This is a genomic window from Rathayibacter oskolensis (assembly GCF_900177245.1).
In the GTDB taxonomy this organism is placed as follows: Bacteria; Actinomycetota; Actinomycetes; order Actinomycetales; family Microbacteriaceae; genus Rathayibacter; species Rathayibacter oskolensis.
Genome location: NZ_FXBM01000001.1, coordinates 166,741 through 190,447, shown reverse-complemented (window position 1 = coordinate 190,447; position 23,707 = coordinate 166,741). Strand labels below are relative to the sequence as shown.

Sequence of the window (23,707 nt, the reverse complement as noted above, 5' to 3'; positions counted from 1 at the left end):
CGTTAATGCCGGACCCTCGAAAAGGGGACGCGGGCGTGGCAGGATCGCTTCTGCGACGGACCCGATACGCCGCACAGGACCTCCGGCCGGAGCCCTCCCCACCCTTCGGGAACGACCACCACGACAGCCTCAGGGCCGCCGACCGATGATCCCGTCGCGCAGCGCCTGACGACGGAGCGCGATCTTCGTGCTCACGCTCATACCGGCAGCCCGGTACTTCGCCCGGGCACTGCGCAGCGAGCTGCGCGCCGCGTCCTGCGTGACGCCCAGCTCGGTCGCGACCTGCTTGAGCGAGGACCCCTCGACGTACAGGCCGACCACCTGCCGCTCGCGGTGCGTCAGCGAGCCGACCGCGGAGTCGCCCAGCAGCGCGCGGGTCTGCGCCGTCACGAACCTGCCTCCGTCGGCGGCCCGGCGGATCGCGTCGATGATCACCTCCGTCCGCTCGCTCTTGACGAGGTAGCCGGAGGCGCCCGCCGCGAGCGCTGCGGTGATGGTCGCCGCATCCGAGTGGGTGCTGATGATGATGACCGCCGCGCCGGCGGCGGTGATGGTGCGGATCTTCATCCCGAGGTCGAGGTCGTCGCCCAGCTCGATGTCGAGCAGGACGACGTCGGTCGGGAACCGGGGATGCGCGAGCAGCGCGGTCCAGCTGCTCGCGGTGGCGACGACGCGGATGTCGGAGTCGGAGCGGTTGATCCACTCCGTCAGCGCACTCAGCAGGATCGGGTGGTCGTCGAGGATGGCCAGGTCGATTCCCGGGCTGTCGGTGAGGGTCATGGGGCCGGCTTCCGCGCGAGGTGGTGGTCGAGGTGAACGGCGGTCCCGCCCGGGTGGACGACGACGCGGGAGCTGCCCAGTTCGCCCAGGATGCCCCAGATCGCCTGGTCGAGATCGCGGGGCCTTGCTCCGCGAGCCGTCACGGTGATCCCGACGGCGGCGGGTCCCGGCGGCCCCGGGGCGAATCCGAGCTCTATCTCGGGTCGCACGACGGCGGCCGGCGCCGTCAGCAGCCAGAGCAGCGAGAGGAGGCGCCCCCTGGCGGACGCGTCGAGCACCCCCGCGAGTCCGGCCGGATCGTCGATCGAGACCGCGTCCGAGAGGTGCGACGACTCCTCCACGGCGATCCGGAGCCAGGTCCGGTCGCGACTGAGGGCCAGCACGCCGCGGAGCTCGTCCCCGAGGATCCGTCCGCGCTCGCCGAGCGCCGGATCCAGCGGAGCGGATCCGGGGTGCCGAGTCACCTCCTCGAGGAGCTCCTCGACCCGCGCGTCGACGCGCGACAGCTCCGACGCCGCGAGGCTGCCGGGGCCGGTGGCGGGTGCGTCGATCATGCTGTCGATGAGGGTGCGGTCGAGCTTGCGGTGGACGTGGTCGTCGAGCGTCGAGAGGATCACGGCGCAGACGGCGAGGGGCGCGAGAGCGGTCAGGATGTTGTTCGAGGGGTACGTGGGGCGATCGGGCAGCAGGACCACCTGCAGGAGCACCACCGCGGCACTCGTGGCGATCAGGACGACGATCGCCGCAGTGGTGCGCGAGAGCGGATGGAACGACACGACTCCGAGCGCGGTCGCCGCGACTCCGATGCAGACCGAGGGGTAGTAGAACGGCGCCGAGTCCGACAGAGCGACGTCGGCGAACTCCATCCCGAGTGCCACGACGTCGATCGCCACGATGCCCGCGAACAGGGGGCGGGGCAGGTCGCCGCGCCGCCGGATCGCGACTGCGACCGCGACGGAGAAGCCGAGCAGCACCAGCACCCAGGCCGCCGCCGTGAGCGCGCCGACCGCTCCGGCGTTCACCCCCCAGACGAACGAGACGATGCCCCTGACCGTCAGGAGGACGCCCATCCCGACGAAGCCGACCCCCATGTAGCTCGCGCTGAGCTGGTGCGCGCGCTGGATCCGCGCGCGCACCGCCCGCAGGGTCGCGGGTCCGTGCTCGGCCGCGCGCACGAGGGCGAGGAGCGTCCCCTCCTCGCCGTCCCCGCGCCGGTCGCTCATCGGGGCACGCTCAGCAGGACCGTCGTGCCGGCGCCCGGCGCCGAGAACACCCTCACCGCTCCCCCGACGGCCTCCATGCGGCCGATGACCGACTCGGCGAGCCCGAGTCGCCCACCGGGGACCGCCGAGAGGTCGAAGCCGGTGCCGGCGTCCGAGACCGCCACGCGGACCTCCTCCGCGCCCCTGGCGAGGGTGACGTCGGCCGCGAGCACCCCCGAGTGCCGGCGCACGTTCTCGAGGCACTCGCCCGTGGCCCGGGCGAGCGCCTCCATGCTCGCCTCGGGGAGCCGGATCGCGTCGTCGACGTGCCAGACCACATCGAGGTCGAGCGAGCGGAAGCGGCGCTCGACGGCGGCGAACGGCTCCGGCAGCTCGGCGCGGCCCGAGACTCCCGCCGACGGCGGCAACGAACCGGTGTCGTCGAGACGCCTCAGCAGGTCGAGATCGGCGGCGGCCTGGGCGCGGAGGGTCTCGGCGGGGACGCCCTCGCCGCGGTGGGCGACCAGGGTCAGCGTCGCGAGGATCGTGTCGTGCATCAGGCGGGCGTCGTAGCGGCGCCGCGCCTCGCTCTCGCTGGATCGCCGCTCGGCGTCGTGCGCGGTGAGCAGCCGCTCGGTCCCGATGTCGGCGCGCTCGACGCTCGAGGCGAGCCAGCGCGCCGCCGACACCAGCACGATCCAGCACGCGATCACCGACACCGCCACGAAGGCGGCCCGTCCCGACTCCCAGCTCGCCGCCGCACTCAGGGCGATCACCGGGAGGCAGGCGGCCGACGCGATCAGCGGCAGGCGGCGGGAGGCGCCGAGCGCCATGAAGGCGCACGGCAGAGCCATCGAGGCCAGCATCGTCACGGCGGCGAGGACCGCCGGGGCGCGGTCGTCGACGCCGGGGATCAGGAACGCGACCAGCGCGAGCGCACCGAGCGTATAGCCGGCGACCACGACGCGATCGGCCTCCAGTCGCAGCACGTGGCGCCCGAAGAGGACGACCGTCGCGGCGAGGAGGAGGATCAGGATCGGCGCGGTCCCCGCCAGCTCGCGGGGCGGGAGGATCAGCAGGTTGGCCGCGGTCGCCCCGAAGAAGACCCCGCCGGCCCGGCGGGCGGCCCGCACGCCGACCTCGGTCTGCTCGCGCCGGAGGTCGCTGCGCTCCGGCGCGATCGCTGGTCCGCTCGTGGGGGGCATCGTCGTCTGGCCTCGCCGGAAGGGGGCTCCCGACGCCTGCGAAGCGGCGGGAGGCGGTGGACGGGGAGGCGTCCGCCGGCGGACGCCCTCGGGTGCATGCTGCCACACGGAGGGGTCCGAGCGGGACGCCCGCCGCGCCCGAGTGCGACGGGCGGTCGCGCTCGACCGCTCCGATCGCGTAGGCTGGGGACATCTCCTGGGCGATCGCCCGAATTCCACGGCTGAGAAGTCGCACCACGACGAAGAGACTCAGCCCCTGATAGAAGCCGCAGTGATCGAGCGCATCAACCTCGATCAGCCGGTTCGAACGCCCGCCTCGCACGCGGGTACCGCCCTTCACAGGACGCCGCGGAAGCCGCGCCGTTCCTCGTTCGACCCCCGCACCACCGACTCCGTCGGCTCGCGGGACGTTCTCCCCCGCGGAGACGTTCTCCCCCGTGGAGATGTCCTCCGCCCCCACAACGACCCGAACGACTCCCTCCCGACGCGTGATTCATCCGCGCAGAGGCGGAGCCGAGCGGGTACCGCACACTCGTGCGGAATCTAGACGACGTCCGCTCCGGCAGACGTCACCATCACGTAAGGAAAAGACATGCCTACTGGCACCGTTAAGTGGTTCAACTCCGAAAAGGGCTTCGGCTTCATCGCTCCCGACGACGGAGGCGCCGACGTGTTCGCGCACTTCTCCGCCATCGCGAAGCAGGGCTACCGCGAGCTCGTCGAGAACCAGCACGTCGAGTACGACGTCGAGCAGGGCCGCAAGGGCCCGCAGGCCGCGAACATCCGCGGCGTCGGCGAGTAGTCTCCGACTCCGTTCTTCGAACCGCCGACGCCTCGTCGGCCGTGATCCCAGGATCCGGCCGGCGGGGCGTTCGTCGTTCCCGCACTCCGCCCGGCCCGGCGTAGGCTCCAAGCGGCGTCTCCTCCCGGCGTCGTCGTGAGCAGCACAGGAGCGGAAGCGATGGGACTACTGATCTACGGGCCGCAATCACTCGAGATCGATCTCGAGGATCGCCTGCTGGCCCACCTGAAAGTCGCCATGTTTACGAAGATGCGCCGCAACGAGTCGTTCAGCCTCTCGTGGAGCGAGTCGCCCGCGACCGGCTCCGGGCGCAGCTCCGTCTGGGTCCACCCGACCACGCCGCTGCACTTCCGCTTCGCCGGCAGCAAGCGCCCCGCGCTCAACCGCACCTGGATCGAGCAGCTCGTGGCCGGCGCGAACAACACGGGAGAGATGGTCGTCTCGCCCGAGCCCGCCGACGACGAGGGCTGAGTACGACCCTCAGTCCACGCAGGGCTCAGACCGCACAGGCCTCAGACCACGCAGGGCCGGGCGGTGTGCACCAGCTCGTCGTGCGGCAGCTCTCGGAGCCGCTGCGCGATCTCGCCACGCGCCGCGGTGTCGACGCTCGCCCGGGCGTACTCCTCCGGCCACAGCGGCGTGACCGTCACGAGCTCGGCGTGCCCGGTCGCCAGGTCCATCCGCTCGGGGAGCCCCGCACCGCGCAGGCCCAGCAGGACTCCGACCGCGCCGTCGCGATCGGTCCACGACTCCGGCGCAGCGGCACCCCTGAGGAGCGCGGTGTCGAGCCCGGTGCGGCAGCAGACGCCCTGCTGGGCGGCGAGCCGTGCGGACTCGTAGAGGAGCCGGAACTGCCAGTGGTTCCAGAGCTCTGCCGTGGGCACCCCGCGCAGCGCGGAGGTTTCGAGGCACAGCTCGAGTCCGAGCCCCGTGCCCGGGCTGGCGAGGCGGTCGAAGGGGTCGCTGAGCCCGTCGGTGGCCAGCACCACGGAGGCGCCGCGATCGACCCGGAGGAACGCCCGGTGATCGGTCGGCCAGCGGGCCCCGCCGCGGGTACCCGGATCCTCGGTCGAGACGACAACGGTGCGGTCCAGCTCGCCGATCGCTCGCCAGAGCTCGGCGCGATCCTCCGCGACAGCCTCCGCGAGCGCACGACGTTCGTCGGGCGTCCAGCGGTCCTCCCGGGTGCGGTTCAGGAACAACGACATGGCACTCCCCGTCCGCGCGACCGATCGGGCGCGCTCCCGGCACGCTACGGGGCGCGCCGGGACGCCTCCTCCGAGCAACCGGGGTACTTCCTGGACGCGGCGCGCGACCCGGGCCTCGTCCGGGTCGGATCAGGCGAGGGGGTCGACGCCGTTCTGGCGCCAGCGCTCGTCGGCGAGCTGCCCGGAGGAGCCCTCCGCGCTGAGCGGGCGGGCCTCGCGCGCCGCCTCGGCGGGGACCGCGCCGAGGGAGGTGCCGCTCCCCTCCGCTGTGCTGCCGGGGGCGAGCAGGCCCTCCTCGTCCTCGGAGTCGCTCACCTCGTCCTCCGGCGCGTTCTCGGAGCCGCTCTCGCTCATCGGGTCGTAGCCGTGGTCGGGGTCGCGGCTCTCGTCGGCGGTCGTGTTCTCCTCGACCTCGGGGCCGGCGGGGCGGACGTCGTCGGGGGCCTCGGCGTCCGGTCCGCTCGGGTCTGCACCGCTCGGGTCTGCACCGCTCAGGCCTTCGCCGGTGAAGCCGGAGAACTCGGGGGTCGTGTCTGCGCTCATGGGGGCACCTCCGCCGGTCACGGTAGCACCGGCCGGGCGGGCGCTCGGAGGGGTGGACGGCGGCCCAGCACCTAGGCTCGATCGGGAGCCGGACGACGGCGCGGAGGGCGGGAACGATGCGACGACTCGGATACGAACGGTTCGGCGGACCGGACGTGCTCTCGTGGCGGAACGCTCCCGTGCCGATGCCGGGGCGGGGCGAGGTTCTCGTGCGCACCCGCGCCGCGAGCATCAACGCGACCGACGAGAAGATCCTCGCGGGCAGCGCCCGGATCATGAAGATCGGCAAGCGCCGCCCCTTCGGGTTCGGACTCGACATCGCCGGCACGGTGGAGGCGCTCGGCCCCGGGGTCGGCGGCGTCGCGATCGGCGACCGCGTCGTCGGCATGACCCGCGACGGCGACGCGTTCGCCGACGCCTCGATCGCCCGCGCGAGCGCGCTCGTGCCGGTGCCCGACTCCCTCGACTTCGCCCAGGCGGTGACCCTGGCCATGTCGGGGGGCACGGCGATCGGCGTGGTCGACGCGCTCCGGGTCGGCCCGGGTGAGCAGGTGCTCGTCGGAGGCGGCTCGGGAGCCATCGGGTACCTCACCGTGCAGCTTCTGGTGCGCGAGGGCTGCCCCGTCGCCGCGACCGGATCGGCCGCCTCCGCGGGCCTGCTGAGGAGCCTCGGGGCCGAGCCGCACGACTACCGCGCCCTCGATCTGAGCGTGCTCGCCGGTCGCTTCGACGCGGTCGTCGACATCTCCGGCCACCTCCGCGCGGCCGACGCCGGGATCCTGCTGGTCGACGGCGGCCGCTTCACCACTCTCGTCCCGAGCGGGCCCGCGCTCGGAGCGCAGGCGGCCGGCGTCGTCCGTCGCGGCGGCCCGCGGGTGCAGAACCTCATCCTCACGGCGACCGCGGAGCGGATCGGCCGCGCGATCGCACTGGCCGCGGCCGGCGAGCTGCGACCGCAGCCCGGGGCCGTGCATCCGCTCGAGGACGTCGTGGACGTGCTCGCCCGCCGAGCCGCCGGCGCGGACGGGACGATCGGGAAGATCGTGTTCACGGCGGGCGACGACGCCCGGCTGACCTGACGACGGCAGGATCGCCGACGGCGACGGCCTGGAACAGTACCGGCAGCGGGGGCGGCCGACAAGCACGAGAAGCCGCGGGACCGGCCCCGTCAGGATGGACGCATGCCCGCAACCCCCCGCTCCTTCCCTTACCCGCTCGGCGTCTCCCTCCGCGGTGACGACGGCGCCAACGTCGCCCTCTACTCCGAGACCGCGGACAGCGTCGAGGTCTGCCTCTTCGACGCCTCCGGAGCCGAGACCCGCGTCACCCTGACCGACCGCACCGGTCACGTCTTCCACGGCATTGTCCCCGGCATGGGAGTCGGCACCCGCTACGGCCTGCGCGTCGACGGCCCGTGGGACCCGGCCAACGGACTCCGCCACAACGCCGCGAAGCTCCTGCTCGACCCGCACGCCACCGCGATCGAGGGCGGCTACACCTGGAGCGAGGACGTCTTCGGGCAGTTCTACGAGGACGCCGACACGCGCAACGACGCCGACGACGCGTCGGCGGTGCCGCGCTGCGTGGTGACCGACCCCGCCTCCTTCGACTGGAGCGGCGACGTCGCGCCCCGGATCCCGCTCGAGGAGACCGTCGTCTACGAGGTGCACGTGAAGGGCTTCACCAAGCTGCACCCCGACATCCCGGAGGACGTCCGCGGCACCTACCGCGGGCTGGCGCACCCCGCCGCGATCAAGCACTTCACCGACCTCGGCGTGACCGCGGTCGAGCTGCTCCCCGTGCACCAGTTCGTGCAGGACTCGCACCTCGAGGAGAAGGGCCTGCGCAACTACTGGGGCTACAACTCCCTCGGCTTCTTCGCGCCCCACAACGAGTACTCGCACGCGGGCGACGACGGCTCGCAGGTCGACGAGTTCAAGGCGATGGTCAAGGCGTTCCACGAGGCGGGGCTCGAGGTCATCCTCGACGTGGTCTACAACCACACCGCCGAGGGCAACGACAAGGGGCCGACGCTCTCGTTCAAGGGCATCGACAACGGCTCCTACTACCGCCTCGTCGAGGACGACCGCGGCAACTACTTCGACACCACCGGCACCGGCAACAGCCTGAACGTCGCCCACCCCGCGGCACTCGGTCTGATCATGGATTCGCTGCGCTACTGGGTCACCGAGATGCACATCGACGGCTTCCGCTTCGACCTCGCCACCACCCTCACCCGCCAGACGGGCGAGGCCGAGGTGCACAGCGCGTTCCTCGACCTGATCGCGCAGGACCCGGTGCTCGCACCCGTCAAGATGATCGCCGAGCCGTGGGACACCGCGGGCTACCAGGTCGGCGGCTTCCCGGCCGACTGGTCGGAGTGGAACGGAAAGTTCCGCGACGACGTGCGCGACTTCTGGCACGGCGCCGACTCGGTGCTGGGCACGACCGCGCAGCGGATCCTCGGCTCGCCGGACGTCTACGAGGCCGACAAGCGCAGCCCCGTCTCGAGCGTCAACTTCGTCACCGCGCACGACGGCTTCACCCTCGCCGACCTCACCGCCTACTCGCGCAAGCACAACGCGGCGAACGGCGAGGACAACAACGACGGCGAGAGCGACAACCGCTCCTCGAACAACGGGGCGGAGGGCCCGACCGAGAACGAGGCGGTGAACGAGCGCCGCGCGCGGATGCGCCGCAACTTCCTCGCGACGCTCCTGCTCTCGGCGGGCGTCCCGATGATCCTCGGCGGCGACGAGATCGCCCGCACCCAGGGCGGGAACAACAACGCCTACTGCCAGGACGACGAGATCTCGTGGTTCGACTGGGAGAACGCCGACCGCGAGCTGCTCGCCTTCACCCGCGAGCTGATCGCGCTCCGCGCCGCCCAGCCGGCGCTGCGCCCGAAGTGGTTCAGACGCGCCCCCGGCGACGGCGGGCCCGACACCGTCGACATCCTGCGCTCCGACGCCGAGGGCTTCGCCGACGAGGACTGGGACAACCCCGACGCGCGCTCGATCGCGTTCGTCTTCACCCACGAGGGCAGCGACTCCTTCGCCCTGCTGATGAACGCGGCCGAGAACGGCGTCGAGTTCACCGTCCCGAAGGCGCCGGGCGCGGAGTGGACGCTCGCCTCCTCGAGCGACCCCGGTCAGGTCGTGGAGGGCGAGGTCACCACGCTCATCGTGCGCGACGGCTCCTTCACCCTGCTGCGCTCGGCCGCATGAGTTCCGGCCGGGCCCTGCGACGCCTGCGCTTCACCGGGCGCATCGCGGGGTTCGGCACGGCCTCCGGCACGCGCGTGGTGCTGGGGCTGTGGCAGACGACTCCCTTCGGCGCCTTCGCCGACGCGATGGTCGAGCGGGGCGACGGGCACCGGATGCTCGTCGCGCCCTCGCCGGAGGTCGCCGAGTTCATCGCCGACACCTACGCGTTCGACGAGCTGCGGGTCGAGCCGGTGTCGTGGCGCCGCATCGACGGCGGGCTCGCGGCCTCGGCCGGCCCGCTCTCCGTGTCGCTCCGGCTGGGCGGCCCGACGCCGCTGGGGAGGCTGCTGCGCATCGTCCCCGGACCGGTCGCCGAGCATCCGGTCTGGCTCACCGCGATCTCGCCCGTCGCGTCTCTGCTGGTCGAGGGAGTCGGCACGGCGGGATCGGCGGGTCACGGCCGCCGCGAGTACTACGGGGTCCGCACGATCCGGCGGATCCACGGGGTCGAGGCGACGCTCGAGGGAGCCGACCTCGGCGGGCTGCGGCCGCTGTCGCCTCCCGTGCACTTCGGGTTCTCGTCGGCGCCCGCCACCCCGGCGATCGTCGACGTCACCACCACGATCGCGCTCCCGCGCGATTCGAGACCGGCGCCCACCGCGCCACGAGAGAGAGGACGCTCCTCATGAAGAAGGGCGACACGATCAGCTGGAACACCTCGCAGGGCGAGACCCACGGGGAGCTCGTCGAGAAGAAGACGAAGGAGTTCCACTTCGAGGGCCAGAAGTTCAACGCCTCGGACGACGACCCGTACTGGATCGTGCAGAGCGAGAAGACCGGCGCCAAGGCCGCCCACAAGGAGTCGTCGCTCACGAAGAAGTAGGACGTGTACTGACTCAGGCGTCCCGCGCCGTGAGGTCGAGGAGACTCCCGACGAGCTCGACGAGCGCATCGGGGGTCTCGATCTGCGGCAGGTGCCCTGAGTCGGGGATCACTGCGAGGCGCGCTGCCGGGATCGCGGCGGCGTACGCCTCCCCCACCGCGGGGTCGCCGATGCGATCTGCGTCGCCCCAGACGACGAGCGTCGGGACCTCGATGCGCGGGAGCCGGTCGGCGAGCGTCGGGTCGGTCATGTCGCCTCCGTAGTACGCGATGACCGGACGGTTCGCGGCCATCACGGCTCGGGCCTCGGGAGGGAGCGCCTGCGGGTCGATCCCGAAGCGCTCGGGATCGTGGTAGCTGCGTTGAGCGAGCTCGGCGGGTGTCAGAGAGAAGAAGTCGGCGTAGGGGTGGCCGTCGACGACCAGGCCGACGGCGTCGATGACGACGGCGCCCGAGACACGCGGAGATCGCGCGGCGGCGATCTCGGCCGCGATCCAGCCGCCGATGGAATTGCCGGCGACCGTCACGTCCTCGAGGTCGAGCCGCTCGAGCAGGCGGAGGTAGAGCGCGGCGAGATCGCGGACGCTCGCCACCGAAGCGGCTCGCGGGGTGCCGTCGAAGCCGGGATGAGCGGGCACGAGGACCCGTACGCCGCGGGCCTCGGCGAGCAGGCCCGCCCAGCGCAGCACGGTGGCGGTCCCACCTCCGCCGTGGAGCAGCAGGATCGTGCGACCCTCGCCGACGGCGGTCAGGCGCAGGGTGACGCCGTCGATGTCGATGTCCTGGGTGGTGGTCATGCCGATCTCCTTCTGAAGGTTCCTGATATACGGAACCTTATACGAGCTATGAGCCGTGATACAAGGAACCTGATACCTTGGCTCGCATGGCCACGACAGTCGACGACGTCGCCCTCGCTGTGAAGCGGCTGCAGTGGCGGCACCACCGCGACGCGAACCGGCGCCTCGCCTCCCTGCGCCTCTCCCTCGTGCAGTGGGACGTGATGCGGCACCTCGACCGGGAACCCGACGCCTCCCTGCACCGTCTCGCCGTGCTCACCTTCCAGACGGATCAGGCCATGGGCGAGCTCGCGCGCCGGATGATCGACCGCGGACTGCTCCGCCGCCGTGAGGGCACGGGACGCATCGTTCGGCACGAGCTCACCGACGAGGGCGAGCGCCTCCGGTCGGACGGCGCCCGGATCGTGCACGGCGTGTTCGACGAGACCGTCGGCCGCCTCGACGACGAGGAGCGCGCCACGCTGCTGCGGCTCGCGACCCGCGCCCTCGGCGACGACGCACCCTGAGCGCGCGGTCGGCGGGCCGGCCACTCGCTCGGCCCTCCGATCCGGCGGAGAAGGCCCGTCCGAGCACTGCTCGACGGGCCGTTTGTGACGGGTCGATCCGCGTCGGACGGATCCAGCCGGGCTGCTCCGGATCGAGTAGCCCGCTTGCGGGCGCATCGAGATCCGCGTCCCTCAGAAGGCGCGGTCAGCGGTCCGAGCTGCTGAAACGGGGGTTCTCGATACGCCTCTGCGGGGCTGCGGGCTCGACCAGCATGGATGGCGGCGGGCGCAGTCTTCTTCTCTCCTACTCAGACGCGAAACGACCACGCCGCTCGCTACGCCGTCGCGGGCTTCGCACTCGACCAACGGGGCTGTGCGGAGCACACTGGCGGAATGAGCAGCGACGACGACGTGCGCCGGCTGGCGCTTCAGCTCCCGGGAGCCGAGGAGCGGACCGCCTACGGGACACCGGCCTTCTACGCGGGGCCCATGATGTTCGCGCGGCTGCATCAGCAGCCCGGAGTGCTGGTGCTGTGGCGGGCCGACCTCGGCGAACGCGAGGCGCTTCTGCAGAGCGACCCCGACGCGTTCTTCACCACGAGCCACTACGACGGGCACCCGAGCGTGCTCGTGCGCCTCGACCGCGTCGCGTCCGACCGCCTCGCCGAGCTGCTCCGCGAGGCCTGGGACGCCCGCGCCCCGAAGCGCCTCCGCAACGAGGCCTGACGCTCGAGGCGCTCACCGCGCGCGACAGCGGCGCTCAGAGCCAGCCGCGCTCAGAGCCAGCCGCGCTCCTCCGCGACGAGGACCGCCTGCTGGCGGGTGCGAACCGCAAGTTTCGCGAGCACGGCCGAGACGTGGTTGCGGACGGTGCCGGGAGCGAGCGACAGGGCCCGAGCGATCTGGCCGGTGGTCTCGCCTCGACGGCCCGCGCGCAGCACGTCGAGCTCGCGGTCGGTCAGGGGGCTGCGCTGGTCGCTGAGCGCGTCGGCGGCGACCTCGGGGTCGACGTAGCGGCCGCCCGCCGCGACCCGGCGGATGACGGCGGCCACCTCGTGGGCGTCGCGCGACTTGGGGAGGAAGCCCGAGACTCCGGAGGCGAGAGCTCGGCGCAGCACACCCGGTCGCGCGTGCCGCGTCACCACGATGCACCGGGTCGCGACGGTGCGGAGCAGCCTCTCGGCGACGTCGACGCCGTCGAGCCCCGGCATCTCGAGGTCGAGGAGGCAGATGTCGGGAGCGAGACGGGCGGCCTCGACGAGCGCCTCCTCGCCGTCGGCGCACTGCGCGACGACCTCGATGTCGTCCTCGAGAGCGAGGAGCGAGGCCAGCGCCGAGCGGATCATCGCCTCGTCGTCGGCGATCAGCACGCGGATCACGGCTCGAGCCCCGCCGGCACTATGACCGTCACGCGGAACGCCTGCCGGCCGCGATCGACCTCGAGGGTGCCGCCCGCCTCGGCGACGCGGCGGGCGACGCCCTCGAGCCCCGCGCCTCCGGAGTCGTCGGCGGGCGCCTCGGACTCGGGATCGTTCTCGATGTCGAACCGCCACGACGCCTCCGCGGGCTGCAGCGAGAGCCGCGCCCAGTGCCCGCCGCCGTGGCGGAGGACGTTCGTGGTCGTCTCGCGGACGACGGGGCCGAGCACCGCGGCCGGCGCGAGGTCGGCGGAGGGATGCACCGACGCCTCCGCGGAGACGCCCGCCGCCCGCAACAGGTCGACGGCGTTCGCCAGCTCGTCGCCGAGCGGCACCGAGCGGAACCGGGTCGCGAGATCGCGCGTGCCCTGCCGGGCCTCGTCGACGCTGGTGCGTGCGGCGCGCAGCTGGGCGAGTGCCGCCTCCGGATCGGCCGCCATCAGACGCTCGGCGAGCTCGAGCTGCAGGGCGATCACCTGCAGGTGGTGCCCCTGCAGGTCGTGCACGTCGGTCGCCACCCGGAGGCGCTCCTGGGTGGCGCCGAGCCGCGCTTCGGAGGCCCGCGCACGGTCGAGCATCGCGAGGACGTCCCACCACCAGAGCGAGAGCACCGTCATCGCGGGCAGGGCGGTCGAGTAGAAGCCCAGGAGGAGCGCGCCCTCGTGATCGGTGCGGATCGCGCCGAGCCGCAGGTCGATGATCCAGAGCGCGGCCAGCACGGCGGTCGCGGCGATCACGATGCGGACGCGGAGGCCGGGACCCCAGTCGAGCAGCACGAGCACCTGCACCACCGGGAACGCCGCCATGACCCACGAGCCCGTGACCACGGCGGCGAGCGCGCCGTAGCCGACGGCGATCGCCAGGGGCACGAGGGAGCCGGCCGAGAGCAGCGGTGTGCTCGATCCCGAGCGGAGGCGGTAGCCCAGCAGCAGAGGCACCTGTGCGGCGAGCCAGACGAGCCCGCCGAGACCGACCGCGGCGACGGCGGCAGGGCCGGCGGGGAGCTGCGACGACGTCCAGACCAGTACGAGCACGGTGTCGAGGAACAGGACGCCGGTGAGGGTGTACCACCAGGTCGCGGTGATGCTCCGGGTGAGCAGCACGGTCGAGCGCGCGACGTCGATCCCGGGCCCCGCCTGCATGCTCACGCGCCCACCCTACGGGCGTGACAGATGTCACGGATCGGACGGGAGGAGCGCCCGCCCGGCGGTGACAGAGGGGCACTTCCGTCGCCTTCCGGACCCCGCTGGACTGGAGGCACGACAGGACGAACCCGTCCCCGACTCGTCAGGAGCCCGCCATGAGCGTCATCACCACCTTCCAGGATCTCGTCGCGCAGGTCCCCGACCTCGTCCAGCCGATCATCGTCGCCGCCGCCGGGGCGGTGCCGTTCGTCGAGGGCGAGGGGGCGGCCACGATCGGCATCATCGGAGGCGTGCACCCGGTGATCGCCGCGCTCGCCGCCGTCGTCGGCAACTTCGCCTGCGTCGCGCTGGTCGTACTGCTGAGCTCCGGGGCACGGCAGGCCGTCGTGAACCGCAGGCGAGTGTTGGTCACCGCCGGCGGCCCGGGCGAGCCCGCCCCCGCGCCGACGCCCCGCCGGGCGAAGTTCCAGCGCGCCTTCGAGCGCTACGGGGTTCCCGGAGTGAGCCTGCTCGGCCCGCTGCTGCTGCCCACTCAGTTCACGGCCTCGATGCTGGCGGCCGCCGGGATCGAGCGGGTGCGGATCCTCGTCTGGCAGGGCATCGCCATCGTCGCGTGGACGACGATCGTCTCGGTCATCGTGTCGGGCGTGCTGTCGACGGTCGGCTGACGCCCGGGGCAGTGCGACCCGTCGCAGACGGCCCGTCCGAGCGCTGCTCGACGGGCCGTCTGCGACGTGTCAGAGCGCGCCGACGAGGTGCCCCTGGCGGCCGTCGCGCGCGAAGACCGGGATGACGTCGAGGGGCGCAGCGGCGGAGATCCACTGGCCACCGTCGTACTCGGCGCCACTGGACAGCTCGGTCCAGCTCGCCCCCGCCGGGAGGTAGACCTCGCGCGAGACCGCCCCCGCCTCGGTGACCGGCGCGACGAGCAGGTCGGGGCCGAACAGGTACTGGTCGGCGAGGGTCCAGGCGATCGGATCCCCCGGGAACCCGTGGAAGACGCCGCGCATGACCGGCTGACCGGCCTCGTGCGCCTCCCGCATCACCTCGCGCGTGTAGGGCCGGAGCAGCTCGCGCAGCCTCAGGAGCGCCTCGAGCACCGGAGTGGTCTCGTCGCCGAAGCTCCAGATCTCGTTCGCGGCTCCCGACGGGGCTCGCCGCGAGCCGTCCGCGGCCCGGACGGGTTCCGACGGAGCCCGGTCGCCGTGCAGGCGCATCACCGGGCTGAAGGCTCCGAACTGGAACCAGCGCACCAGGAGCTCCCGGAACGCCGGGTCGCCCGGGTCTCCTCCGGCGAAGCCGCCGATGTCGGTGGTGAACCACGGGATGCCCGCCACTCCCATGTGGATGCCCGCCGTGATCTGGTGCCGCAGGTCGGCGAACGTGGAGTGGATGTCTCCCGACCACACCAGTGCGCCGTAGCGCTGACTGCCCGCCCACGCGGTGCGGACGAGGTTCACGATCTCGGTCTCGCCGCCGGCCCGCTGCCCCTCGTAGAACCCTCGGGAGAACGCCTGGGGGTAGATGTTGCCGACCTGCACGGTCGGACCTGCGGCGTAGCGGTAGTTGTCGTAGTCGTAGACGCCGAACTCGGGCTCGGCCTCGTCGAGCCAGAACAGCCGGATGCCGTGCTCTCCGTAGTTGCGACGGCACGCCTCCCAGACGAAGCGGCGCGCGTCGGCGTTGGTCGCGTCGTAGAAGGCGCTCGGACCCTCGAACTGCATGTGCAGGTCGAGGCCGCGCTCGGCCTTGACGAGGAGGTTGCCCCTCTTCATCGCGACGTAGTTCTCGGACTCGACCGAGACCTGCGGCCAGACCGAGACCATCAGCTCGATCCCCAGCTCGCGCAGCTCCGCGACCATCGCGGAGGGATCGGGCCAGAACTCCTCCTCGAAGCGGAAGTCGCCCATGTGCGGCCAGTGGAAGAAGTCGGCGACGATCACGTCCATCGGCAGCCCACGGCGCTTGTGCTCCCTGGCGACCTCGAGCAGCTGCTCCTGGTTCCAGTAGCGCAGCTTGCACTGCCAGAAGCCGAGCCCGTGCTCGGGCATCATCGGCACGTGGCCGGTGGCGTCGGCGTAGGCCCGGGTGATGGCCGCGGGGGTGTCGCCCGCGGTCACCCAGTAGTCCAGCTGCTTCGACGACTCCGCCGTCCACTCGGTGCGGTTCGAGGCGAACGTCGCCCGGCCGATCGCGGGGTTGTGCCAGAGGAACCCGTAGCCCCGGCTCGAGAGCACGAACGGCACGCTCGACTGGGAGTTCCGGTGCGCGAGCTCGAGCGTGCATCCCTTGAGGTCGAGGATGTCCTGCTGGTACTGCCCCATCCCGTAGAGCTTCTCGTCGGCGGCCGTCTCGAAGAGGGCGGTCAGCCGGTAGTCGCCCCCGAGGTGCGGTCGCTGCTCGCGAGCGCGCAGCTTGAGAGCGCCTCCGCTGCCGAGCTCCGAGAAGAGGAGCTCCCCGCGGGCGTCGAAGAAGGAGAGCGCACAGGAGGTCTCGTGGTAGCCGGTCTGGTACCCGTAGCCCTCCTCCTGCTCGAGGACGACGGTGAGACCGCCGTTGCGGAGCGTCGCCCGCGAGCCCTCGATCCGCACCTCCGGCTCGATCGGCTCGGGCGCGACGAGCGCCCAGTCGGTGTCGAGCACCTCGCCCATCCTGACGGCGCGGACCCGGACGCTGTCGGCTCCCCACGGCTCGACGACGATCGTCTCGCCGTCGCCCCGCCAGACGAGGCGCGTGCCCTCGAGGTCGAATGCCTGCTGGTTCATCTGTTCCTTCGAGTCGGTCATCTCAGTCCTTGACCGCGCCCGCGGTCACGCCTGCCGAGACGTAGCGCTGCGCGACGATCAGCAGGACGGCGGCGGGGATGGAGGCGATCACGGCGGTCGCCATGATCCCGTTCCAGTTGGTGGTGGTCGATCCGATGTAGCGGTAGAGCCCGAGCGTGAACGGGACGATGCTGTTGCCCGACGTGAGCGAGTTCGCGTTGAGGAAGTCGGCCCAGGCGAACAGGAACGAGAACAGCCCCGCGGTCACGATCGAGTTGCGGCTGAGCGGGATCACGATCGAGACGAACGAGCGCCAGTTGCTCGCACCGTCGATCCGCGCAGCCTCGATCAGCTCGTCCGGGATCCCGAGCATGAAGGCGCGCAGGATGATCACCGCGAACGGGACCGACGCGGTCGCGTCCGCCAGGATCAGGCCGGGATAGGTGTTGAGCAGCCCGAGCGCGTTGTAGATCGCGAACAGGGCGGTCACCAGGACGATCCCGGGGATCATCTGCGCGAGCAGGAACACGAACATCACGAGGCCCGTGCCGCGCACCCGGAACTTCGCCATCGCGAAGGCGGCGGGGAGCGCGATGGCCAGCGTGAGGATCACGCAGCCGATCGAGATCACCAGGCTGGTGATCAGGTTCGGCAGCTGGGTCGAGAAGGCCTGGACGTAGCCGTCGAGCGTCGGGTCGGAGGGGAACAGGCTCGGCGGGGACTGGATGAGGTTCTGCGGCTTGGTCAGCGAGACGTTGACCATCCAGTAGAGCGGGAAGAGCAGGAACCCGCAGAGGACCATCGCGATGACGACGTCGATCCCGCGTCGCAGCGGGGTGGTGATCTGGTTCATCCGAAGGTCTCCTTGCGCTGAGCGCGGATGTAGACGACTCCGAAGACGAGGGCCACGATCACGAGGATCTGGCCGGCCGCGGCGCCGACGCCGAACTCGAGGTCGGTGAAGGACTGCTCGTAGGCCCAGGTCGCGAGCGTGTGCGAGCTGTTGGCCGGGCCGCCCTTGGTGAGGATCCAGATCACGTCGAACACCTTGATCGTGTAGACGAGACCGAGCAGGAGCGTCACCGAGGTGACCGGTCGCAGCAGCGGCCAGGTGATGCTCCAGAAGGTGCGCCAGCGGCTCGCTCCATCGAGCGCCGCCGCCTCGTAGAGGTTCTCGGGGATGCCCTGGAGACCACCGTGCAGCAGCACCATGTTGAACGGGATGCCCAGCCAGATGTTCGCGATGATGACCGCCCAGAGCGAGACCGACGGGTCGGTCAGCCAGCCGATCTGGGAGCCGAGCGCGGCGTTGAGGACTCCGAACTGCTGGTCGAAGATCCAGCGCCACGCCGTCGCCGAGACGATCAGCGGCAGCAGCCACGGCAGGAGGATCAGCGAGCGGAACGTCGCCGACAGCGGGAAGCGGCGGCTGAAGAACAGGGCGAGGGCCATGCCGATCGTGAACTGGCCGGCGAGCGACACCACCGTGAAGACGACCGTGTGCCAGGCGATGCTGCCGAAGATCGGGTCGGTGACGACGGTGAGGTAGTTGTCGAACCCGACGAACGGGGCATCACCCGTGACGAAGGCGGCCGGTCCGAAGTCCTGGAAGCTCAGGACGACGCCCCGGATGATCGGGTAGACGAAGAAGACGGCGAGGAAGACCACCACGGGCGCCATGAAGGCGATCGCGGCGAGCCTCAGGTGGGAGCGCGGCCGACGGCGGGCGGGCGGCCGGGTGGCCGCCTCGCCCGCGACCGGCGCCGTGAGGACGGCGGGGTCGGTCATCCGCTGCTACTCCAGGCTCGCTGCGGCGTCGTCGAGAGCGGCCTGCGGCGTCTTCGAGCCGGTCAGAGCCTCCTGGAGCGCCGTCCACAGCGCCTTCGAGGTGTCGGGGTAGGCGACGCCGAGATCGCTCGTGCGTCCCTGGGCGACCGAGATCGCCTCGACCCACGGCTCGAGCGCCGGATCCTCGGTCGCCTGCTCGGCGGCGGCATCGGCGTACGGCATGATGTACGACTGCCCCGCGGCCCAGGCCTTGAGGTTGTCGGGCTCGATCATGCACTGCGCGAACTCGGCGGCGAGCGTCTGCTTCGCCTCGTCGGAGGCGACGACCTCGACGAACTCCCCACCGAGCGGGCTGGGAGCGGCGCCGCCGTCCTTCGCGGGGATCGGGACGACTCCGTAGTTCATGCCGGCCTCGTCGAGGGCGGAGAGCTGCCAGGTGCCGTTGACCATCATGCCGAGCTTGCCGGCGAGGAACTGGTCGCGGACGTCCTGCTGGTTCGCGTTCACGTTCGCCTGCGAGGCCGAGCCGTCCTGCACGAGGTCGGTCCAGAGCGCTAGCGCCGACACGGCGTCGTCCGACGAGATGTCGTCGAGCGTCGCTCCCGAGCCCCAGAAGAACGGGAGGAACTGGAAGGTGCCCTCCTCCGTGGCGTTCGCCGAGAAGCCCAGGCCCTTGACGTCGCCCGAGGTGAGCGCGGCCGCCGCGGCGGACAGCTCGTCCCACGTGGTCGGCGGCGTGACTCCCGCCGCGTCGAGGAGATCCTTGTTGTAGAAGAGCGCGAGCGTGTTCGCTCCGATCGACGAGCCGTAGGTCTTGCCGTCGAGCTGCCCGGCGGCGAGCACGTTCGGCAGGACGTCCGACGTGTCGAGCCCCGAGACCGAGTTGTCGACGAGGAGGCCGGTGTCGGCGAACTTCGCCACGTTCGGGTTGTCGAGGATGACCAGGTTCGGGGTGGTCTTCGACGAGGCGGCCTGCAGCAGCTTCGTCGTGAGGTCGGGGTCCGAGGTCCGCTCGAGGGTGACGCCGGTCGACGTCTCGCAGGCGGACAGGAGCTTCCCGTAGGGCGACGACTCGTCGTACTGGGTGAAGCCGTCCCAGATGGTCAGGGAGCTGTCCGAGCTGTCGGAGCCTCCACCCGCGCTGCACGCGCTGAGGGCGACTCCGGCGAGGAGGACGAGGGAGGCGGCGCCTGCTGCTCGTCGGGTGCTGTTCTTCACGGTATTCCTCTCTGAATACGGTCGGTTCGAGCGGTGGCTCGTGCCGGAGGGCGTGCTCGGAGGGGATCCGTCGGTGGCATCCGCTCGAGAACGTGGCGAGCCTAACTGAGTTGGAGAACCGGTTCAATAGATTTCGGAGAACCGGTTCTCCAGCGCACCGCGGAGAGCGAGCGACGGGCGTCGGGAGTCAGGATCCGGCGGGCCGCCGCGACGCGAAGATGCTGCGCTTCTCCCCCGCGACGAGGGGAGCCGTCGTGCCGAAGTCGTGCACCACGGCGGGCAGGAGCTCCGTGACTCCGGGGGCCGCGACGCCCGAGAGCTCGTCGAGCACGAGGTTGACCGCGCGGGAGACCATCTCCTCGCCCGGCAGATCGATGACGGTGACCGGCCGCTCGGCGTTCCTCATGACCGCCTCCGGTGCGACGGTCAGGATCGAGCAGTCATCCGGAATGGACAACCCGAGCGCCATCAGCCGCTCGACGAACGGCTCGAGCTCGCCGGGACCGTGAGTGATCACCGCGCTCAGCTCGGGCAGCACCGTCTGGGCCTGCTCGAGCCACACGTCGATGTCCTCGGTGCTCGGGATGACCGCGCCGCGCACTCCCCGGATCCTGCACTGATCGAGGAACCCCGCGCGGAAGCGCAGGGCGAAGGCGTACTCGCGCCCGTGGACGTCGGGGCCCAGTCCGAGGACCGCGATCTCCTCGTGGCCCAGCCCCACGAGGTGATCGACGGCGACGCGCCCCGCGCTCTCGAAGTCGAGGTCGATCGCGCTGAACGGGCCGCCCTCCCCCGGGTACCCCACGAGGGCGGTCGGCAGGCCGATGCTCGCGAGCACCGGCAGACGCGGGTCGTCCTGCCGGATGTCCATCACGACGAGCGCATCGGCGAGCACGTCGCGCGCCAGCTCGTCCTCGCCGGTGCCCATCATCAGCAGATCGAAGCCGCGGGCGCGGGCCGCGTACATGGCCGCGCGCACGAAGCGCATGAAGACGTCGACGTCGGTCTGCCGCGACTCCGGGTCGACGGAGGCGAAGAAGCCGAGGATGTTCGTCCGCCGCAGCGCGAGCGCCCTCGCCATCGGGTCCGGACGGTAGCCGAGCCGCGCGACGCTCTCGAGGACCCGCCGGCGCGTCGCCTCCGGCAGCTTCTTGTTGCCCGAGAGGACGTAGGAGACCGTGCTCCGTGCGACCCCCGCATCGGCCGCGACGTCCCGGATGGTCACCATGTCCTCAGCGTAACCAGCGCGGAGTGATCGTCGGCCCCCGAGACGACCGGGCACCCGAGGCGCATGATGGTCGGCATGAGCGATCAGCCCGAGCGGTGGACCCGTGCGACGACCTACCCGGACATGTGGACCGACCCCGAGGAAGACCCCCGCGAGGGCGTGAGCCCCGACGGAGAGCTGCCCACCCTCCAGGACTACCTGTCGGCCTACCGGCAGACGCTCGTGATGAAGTGCGACGGGCTGACTCCGGAGCAGCTGGCCCGGCGCTCGGTACCCCCGTCGACGATGTCGCTGCTCGGACTCCTCCGCCACCTGGCCGAGGTGGAGCGGGACTGGCGTGGGTGGCTCACGATGGAGGCGCCTCCCTCGAAGATCTACGGCGCCCGCGACGCCGACTTCGACGGGGCGGTCGGCGACCAGGAGGTCGTGGATGAGGCGCTCGAGTCGCTGCGGCGGGAGCAGCGGGACACCGACGCCGCGCTCGCCGAGCACTCCGACCTCGGCGAGCGGGTCGGACGCGACGGGATCGCGATCCGGGAGCTGCTCGTGCACCGGATCGAGGAGTACGCCCGGCACTGCGGGCACGCCGACCTGCTGCGCGAGTGCGTCGACGGCCGCGTCGGGCAGTGACGGGCAGGGACGGGAAGGGAAGGGCAGGGAAGGGCGGTGAAGGGCGGTGACGGCGGCGCGCCGTCAGCCGGGCGGAGGGACCGACGTCAGCGGCGGTCGAGGAGCGCGACCAGGGCCGGTTCCACCTCGGCCTCGGTGATGTGGCCCGCGACGACGAGCTCGGCGAGACCGTGGACCGCCCCCCAGACCGCGGTGGTCAGCGCGGCGACCGCTGCGGAGGAGGCGTCCGCGGGCAGGAGCGCGGCGGCGGCGCGGGCGAGGACCTCCTCGACCTGGTCGATCAGCGGAGCCATCGCGGCGCTCGGCGACCCCGGGACGCAGACCTCGGGGTCGTAGACGACCCGGAAGCGCTCGGGGTGACGGGCGGCGTAGCCGACGTAGGAGACTCCGATCAGCACCGCGCCCGCCTGGGCCGACCGTCCGGCCGCCCGCCCCTGCGCCTCGGTCACCGCTGCGAGCAGCTCGGCCATGCTGACCTCGCTGAGCCGCTTCAGCAGCGCCGTGCGGTCGCCGAAGTGATGGTAGGGCGCGTTGTGGCTGACCCCCGCCGCTCGCGCGACCTCGCGCAGGCTCAGCGTGGCGTGCCCCTGCGTGCGGAGGAGCTCGAACGCGGCCGCCTCGAGAGCGGGGGCGAGGTTCCCGTGGTGGTAGGCGGCAGGTGATCTTGACACGAGCAACATCGTAGCCCTAGCCTCGGAACCGCTGATATGGACACTGTCCACATTCTGGGCGTCGTCCAGATCGGCACTCATCCCAGATCGGCATTCAGCCTTGGAGGAACCGTGCACACCCTGATCATCGACGGACACCCGAACCCCGGTTCGCTCTGCGCCGCGCTCGCCCGGAACTACGCCGACGCCCACGGCGACGCGAGGGTCCTCGCCGTGCGCGATCTCGAGTTCGACCCGGACATGCGCTTCGGCTACACCCGCCGGCAGGAGCTGGAGCCCGATCTCGAGCGGGCCTGGGAGCTGCTGGACGAGGCGCGCCACGTGGTCGTCGTCACGCCCGTCTGGTGGGGCTCGGTTCCCGCCGTGCTCAAGGGGTTCTTCGACAGAGTCCTGCTGCCGCGCCGCGCCTACCGCACGAAGGAGAACGGCTTTCCGGAGGGACTGCTGACCGGGCGGACGGGTCGCGTGATCGTGACCTCCGACTCGCCGCGCTGGTACCTGCGGCTGGTCGGGGACACCACGGTGCGGCACGTCCGGCAGACGACCCTGCGCTTCTGCGGGGTCCGGCCGGTGCGGGCGACCCGGTTCGGGCCGGTGAAGGCATCGACTCCGGAGCAGCGGGACACGTGGCTGGCCGAGGCCGGCCGACTCGGCCGACTCGATGCGAAGCGGAGCGGTCGCCCCCGTCAGCGCGAGCGGCGCACCAGCTCGTGCACCCAGGCCAGCTTCTCGGCGATCACCGGAGTGATCACGAACGGGTAGAGGTCGTCCTTGCCCATCGAGCGGTTCACGCTGTTGAGGGCGAGCGAGAAGGCGTGCCACCGGCTGAGGATCTCGGGCATCTCGAGCCCCGACACCCGCTCGGCGCCGGTCGCGTGCTCGCTGCCGACCAGCGACTCCGGGATGCGGCCCCACGGACCGGCGACGCTCACGCCGACCGTGGCCGTCGTCTCGAGCGCGTCGGTGATGTGGAGGTAGTGGGCGAACGTCTCGGCGAAGTCCTCCCAGGGGTGGGTGGTCGCGTACTGCGAGATGTGGTCGCGCGCCCAGTCCTCGCCCGCCGAGCCGCCTCCGTAGTGGGAGTCGAGCGCCGCGGCGTAGTCGGCCCTCTCGTCGCCGAAGAGCCCGCGGAAGGCGGGGACCAGGTCGGTGCCCTCGACGAGCAGCTGCCAGTAGTAGTGGCCGATCTCGTGGCGGAAGTGGCCGAGCATGGTGCGGTAGGGCTCGCCGAGGCGCGCCTTGAGGGCCTCGCGGTGCGCGTCGTTCCCCTCGGAGAGGTCGACGGTCACGACTCCGTCGGCGTGCCCCGTGGTGACGTTCTGCCCCTGCGCGGACGACAGGAGCTCGAAGGTGAGCCCCGCGGAGCCGGTGCGGCGCTGCACGGGCAGGTCGAGGTGGCGCAGCTGGCGCACGAGGCGCCGCTTCGCGAACTCGGCGACGGTCAGCTGGCTCAGGGTCGCCGCGTCGTAGACCGCGGGCCGCACGCCCGTGAGAGCGCACGACGCGCAGGCGCCGCCGGTCCCCTCCCCCGCGAGCCAGCTGCAGCCGATGGTGTCGCGGTAGCGGCAGAGCTGCCGCCCCGCGGCCTCGGCCAGCTCGTCCCCGTCGAGGTCGTAGGCGAGTGCGGTGCGGCAGCGGAGGCACACCGCGTCCTCGAACTCGACGCGGGCCTCGCAGTGGGGACAGCCGAACACGCGCATGCCCTCGACCCTAGCCAGCCGCGCGGGCGCCCGT

General features: G+C 71.8%; 26 protein-coding genes. 11 read left to right on the top strand and 15 right to left on the bottom strand.

Annotation, left to right across the window (positions count from 1 at the left end; all coding sequences use genetic code 11):
• Positions 1-129: 129 nt before the first annotated feature.
• From B9Y99_RS00970 to B9Y99_RS00960, 3 genes are read right to left on the bottom strand one after another with little or no spacing between them, the layout of a single operon-like run.
• Positions 130-780, bottom strand: coding sequence for a response regulator transcription factor (locus tag B9Y99_RS00970; protein ID WP_085474751.1), 651 nt, complete (start codon positions 778-780; stop codon positions 130-132).
• Complete coding sequence (locus B9Y99_RS00965; protein ID WP_085474750.1) at positions 777-2,003, bottom strand: hypothetical protein; 1,227 nt, start codon at positions 2,001-2,003, stop codon at positions 777-779. The genes B9Y99_RS00970 and B9Y99_RS00965 overlap by 4 nt, the downstream gene beginning before the upstream one ends.
• Entirely contained in the window at positions 2,000-3,187 is a 1,188-nt protein-coding gene (locus tag B9Y99_RS00960) for a sensor histidine kinase (protein WP_085474749.1), read from the bottom strand. Before B9Y99_RS00960 ends, B9Y99_RS00965 begins: the two co-directional genes overlap by 4 nt.
• Before the next feature lie 592 nt (positions 3,188-3,779).
• On the opposite strand from B9Y99_RS00960, the gene B9Y99_RS00955 reads away from it, so the two are divergent.
• Positions 3,780-3,989 carry a cold-shock protein gene (locus tag B9Y99_RS00955; RefSeq protein WP_055786246.1) on the top strand — a complete coding sequence of 70 codons (210 nt, stop codon included), beginning with the start codon at positions 3,780-3,782 and terminating at the stop codon, positions 3,987-3,989.
• Positions 3,990-4,148: 159 nt separating this feature from the next.
• A complete protein-coding gene (locus B9Y99_RS00950) occupies positions 4,149-4,460 on the top strand; it encodes a DUF7882 family protein (RefSeq protein WP_085474748.1) in 312 nt (103 codons plus the stop codon).
• Positions 4,461-4,501: 41 nt separating this feature from the next.
• Here B9Y99_RS00950 and B9Y99_RS00945 read toward each other — a convergent pair whose 3' ends face one another.
• Complete coding sequence (locus tag B9Y99_RS00945; protein ID WP_085474747.1) at positions 4,502-5,197, bottom strand: hypothetical protein; 696 nt, start codon at positions 5,195-5,197, stop codon at positions 4,502-4,504.
• A gap of 129 nt (positions 5,198-5,326) precedes the next feature.
• Positions 5,327-5,740: a hypothetical protein gene (locus B9Y99_RS00940; RefSeq protein ID WP_085474746.1), complete on the bottom strand. Its 414-nt coding sequence runs from the start codon at positions 5,738-5,740 to the stop codon at positions 5,327-5,329.
• A gap of 116 nt (positions 5,741-5,856) precedes the next feature.
• Here B9Y99_RS00940 and B9Y99_RS00935 point away from each other — a divergent pair, with 116 nt between their 5' ends.
• The 4 genes from B9Y99_RS00935 (at position 5,857) to B9Y99_RS00920 (ending at position 9,829) form a co-directional block, all read left to right on the top strand.
• A complete protein-coding gene (locus B9Y99_RS00935; protein WP_085474745.1) occupies positions 5,857-6,819 on the top strand; it encodes a quinone oxidoreductase family protein in 963 nt (320 codons plus the stop codon).
• Between the two features lie 102 nt (positions 6,820-6,921).
• Positions 6,922-8,967, top strand: coding sequence for a glycogen debranching protein GlgX (gene glgX / locus B9Y99_RS00930; protein ID WP_085474744.1), 2,046 nt, complete (start codon positions 6,922-6,924; stop codon positions 8,965-8,967).
• Positions 8,964-9,635 (top strand): hypothetical protein, encoded by a 672-nt coding sequence (locus B9Y99_RS00925; protein ID WP_085474743.1) that lies wholly within the window; start codon positions 8,964-8,966, stop codon positions 9,633-9,635. Before glgX ends, B9Y99_RS00925 begins: the two co-directional genes overlap by 4 nt.
• Positions 9,632-9,829, top strand: coding sequence for a hypervirulence associated TUDOR domain-containing protein (locus B9Y99_RS00920; protein WP_085474742.1), 198 nt, complete (start codon positions 9,632-9,634; stop codon positions 9,827-9,829). The genes B9Y99_RS00925 and B9Y99_RS00920 overlap by 4 nt, the downstream gene beginning before the upstream one ends.
• Positions 9,830-9,842: 13 nt before the next feature.
• On the opposite strand, the gene B9Y99_RS00915 is transcribed toward B9Y99_RS00920, so the two are convergent.
• Positions 9,843-10,625, bottom strand: a complete 783-nt coding sequence (locus B9Y99_RS00915; RefSeq protein WP_085474741.1) for an alpha/beta fold hydrolase — start codon at positions 10,623-10,625, stop codon at positions 9,843-9,845.
• An 86-nt stretch (positions 10,626-10,711) separates the two neighbouring features.
• Here B9Y99_RS00915 and B9Y99_RS00910 point away from each other — a divergent pair, with 86 nt between their 5' ends.
• On the top strand, positions 10,712-11,131 hold the full coding sequence (locus B9Y99_RS00910; protein WP_085474740.1) for a MarR family winged helix-turn-helix transcriptional regulator: 420 nt from the start codon (positions 10,712-10,714) through the stop codon (positions 11,129-11,131).
• Positions 11,132-11,503: 372 nt separating this feature from the next.
• Positions 11,504-11,836: an MmcQ/YjbR family DNA-binding protein gene (locus B9Y99_RS00905; protein ID WP_085474739.1), complete on the top strand. Its 333-nt coding sequence runs from the start codon at positions 11,504-11,506 to the stop codon at positions 11,834-11,836.
• A gap of 50 nt (positions 11,837-11,886) precedes the next feature.
• On the opposite strand, the gene B9Y99_RS00900 is transcribed toward B9Y99_RS00905, so the two are convergent.
• Both B9Y99_RS00900 and B9Y99_RS00895 read right to left on the bottom strand, forming a co-directional pair.
• Positions 11,887-12,489 (bottom strand): response regulator transcription factor, encoded by a 603-nt coding sequence (locus B9Y99_RS00900; RefSeq protein WP_085474738.1) that lies wholly within the window; start codon positions 12,487-12,489, stop codon positions 11,887-11,889.
• Positions 12,486-13,670: a sensor histidine kinase gene (locus tag B9Y99_RS00895; protein ID WP_085476172.1), complete on the bottom strand. Its 1,185-nt coding sequence runs from the start codon at positions 13,668-13,670 to the stop codon at positions 12,486-12,488. The genes B9Y99_RS00900 and B9Y99_RS00895 overlap by 4 nt, the downstream gene beginning before the upstream one ends.
• Before the next feature lie 158 nt (positions 13,671-13,828).
• On the opposite strand from B9Y99_RS00895, the gene B9Y99_RS00890 reads away from it, so the two are divergent.
• Positions 13,829-14,341: a small multidrug efflux protein gene (locus tag B9Y99_RS00890; RefSeq protein ID WP_085474737.1), complete on the top strand. Its 513-nt coding sequence runs from the start codon at positions 13,829-13,831 to the stop codon at positions 14,339-14,341.
• A 69-nt stretch (positions 14,342-14,410) separates the two neighbouring features.
• Here B9Y99_RS00890 and B9Y99_RS00885 read toward each other — a convergent pair whose 3' ends face one another.
• The 5 genes from B9Y99_RS00885 to B9Y99_RS00865 form a co-directional block, all read right to left on the bottom strand.
• The gene (locus B9Y99_RS00885; RefSeq protein ID WP_129587839.1) at positions 14,411-16,438 is read right to left on the bottom strand and encodes a glycoside hydrolase family 31 protein; all 2,028 of its coding nucleotides are present in this window, start codon (positions 16,436-16,438) and stop codon (positions 14,411-14,413) included.
• Between the two features lie 22 nt (positions 16,439-16,460).
• Complete coding sequence (locus B9Y99_RS00880) at positions 16,461-17,291, bottom strand: carbohydrate ABC transporter permease (RefSeq protein ID WP_085474735.1); 831 nt, start codon at positions 17,289-17,291, stop codon at positions 16,461-16,463.
• Positions 17,288-18,226, bottom strand: coding sequence for a carbohydrate ABC transporter permease (locus tag B9Y99_RS00875; protein ID WP_085474734.1), 939 nt, complete (start codon positions 18,224-18,226; stop codon positions 17,288-17,290). The genes B9Y99_RS00880 and B9Y99_RS00875 overlap by 4 nt, the downstream gene beginning before the upstream one ends.
• A gap of 6 nt (positions 18,227-18,232) precedes the next feature.
• Positions 18,233-19,444: a sugar ABC transporter substrate-binding protein gene (locus B9Y99_RS00870; RefSeq protein ID WP_085474733.1), complete on the bottom strand. Its 1,212-nt coding sequence runs from the start codon at positions 19,442-19,444 to the stop codon at positions 18,233-18,235.
• Between the two features lie 187 nt (positions 19,445-19,631).
• Entirely contained in the window at positions 19,632-20,672 is a 1,041-nt protein-coding gene (locus tag B9Y99_RS00865) for a LacI family DNA-binding transcriptional regulator (RefSeq protein ID WP_085474732.1), read from the bottom strand.
• Positions 20,673-20,747: 75 nt separating this feature from the next.
• On the opposite strand from B9Y99_RS00865, the gene B9Y99_RS00860 reads away from it, so the two are divergent.
• The gene (locus B9Y99_RS00860; RefSeq protein WP_208856865.1) at positions 20,748-21,302 is read left to right on the top strand and encodes a DinB family protein; all 555 of its coding nucleotides are present in this window, start codon (positions 20,748-20,750) and stop codon (positions 21,300-21,302) included.
• 86 nt (positions 21,303-21,388) lie between these two features.
• Here B9Y99_RS00860 and B9Y99_RS00855 read toward each other — a convergent pair whose 3' ends face one another.
• A complete protein-coding gene (locus B9Y99_RS00855) occupies positions 21,389-21,973 on the bottom strand; it encodes a TetR/AcrR family transcriptional regulator (RefSeq protein ID WP_085474730.1) in 585 nt (194 codons plus the stop codon).
• A 111-nt stretch (positions 21,974-22,084) separates the two neighbouring features.
• Between B9Y99_RS00855 and B9Y99_RS00850 the strand changes: the two genes are divergently transcribed.
• A complete protein-coding gene (locus tag B9Y99_RS00850) occupies positions 22,085-22,735 on the top strand; it encodes an NAD(P)H-dependent oxidoreductase (protein WP_208856864.1) in 651 nt (216 codons plus the stop codon).
• On the opposite strand, the gene B9Y99_RS00845 is transcribed toward B9Y99_RS00850, so the two are convergent.
• Positions 22,660-23,673 carry a zinc-binding metallopeptidase family protein gene (locus tag B9Y99_RS00845; protein WP_085474728.1) on the bottom strand — a complete coding sequence of 338 codons (1,014 nt, stop codon included), beginning with the start codon at positions 23,671-23,673 and terminating at the stop codon, positions 22,660-22,662. The genes B9Y99_RS00850 and B9Y99_RS00845 overlap by 76 nt on opposite strands.
• Positions 23,674-23,707 lie beyond the last annotated feature (34 nt).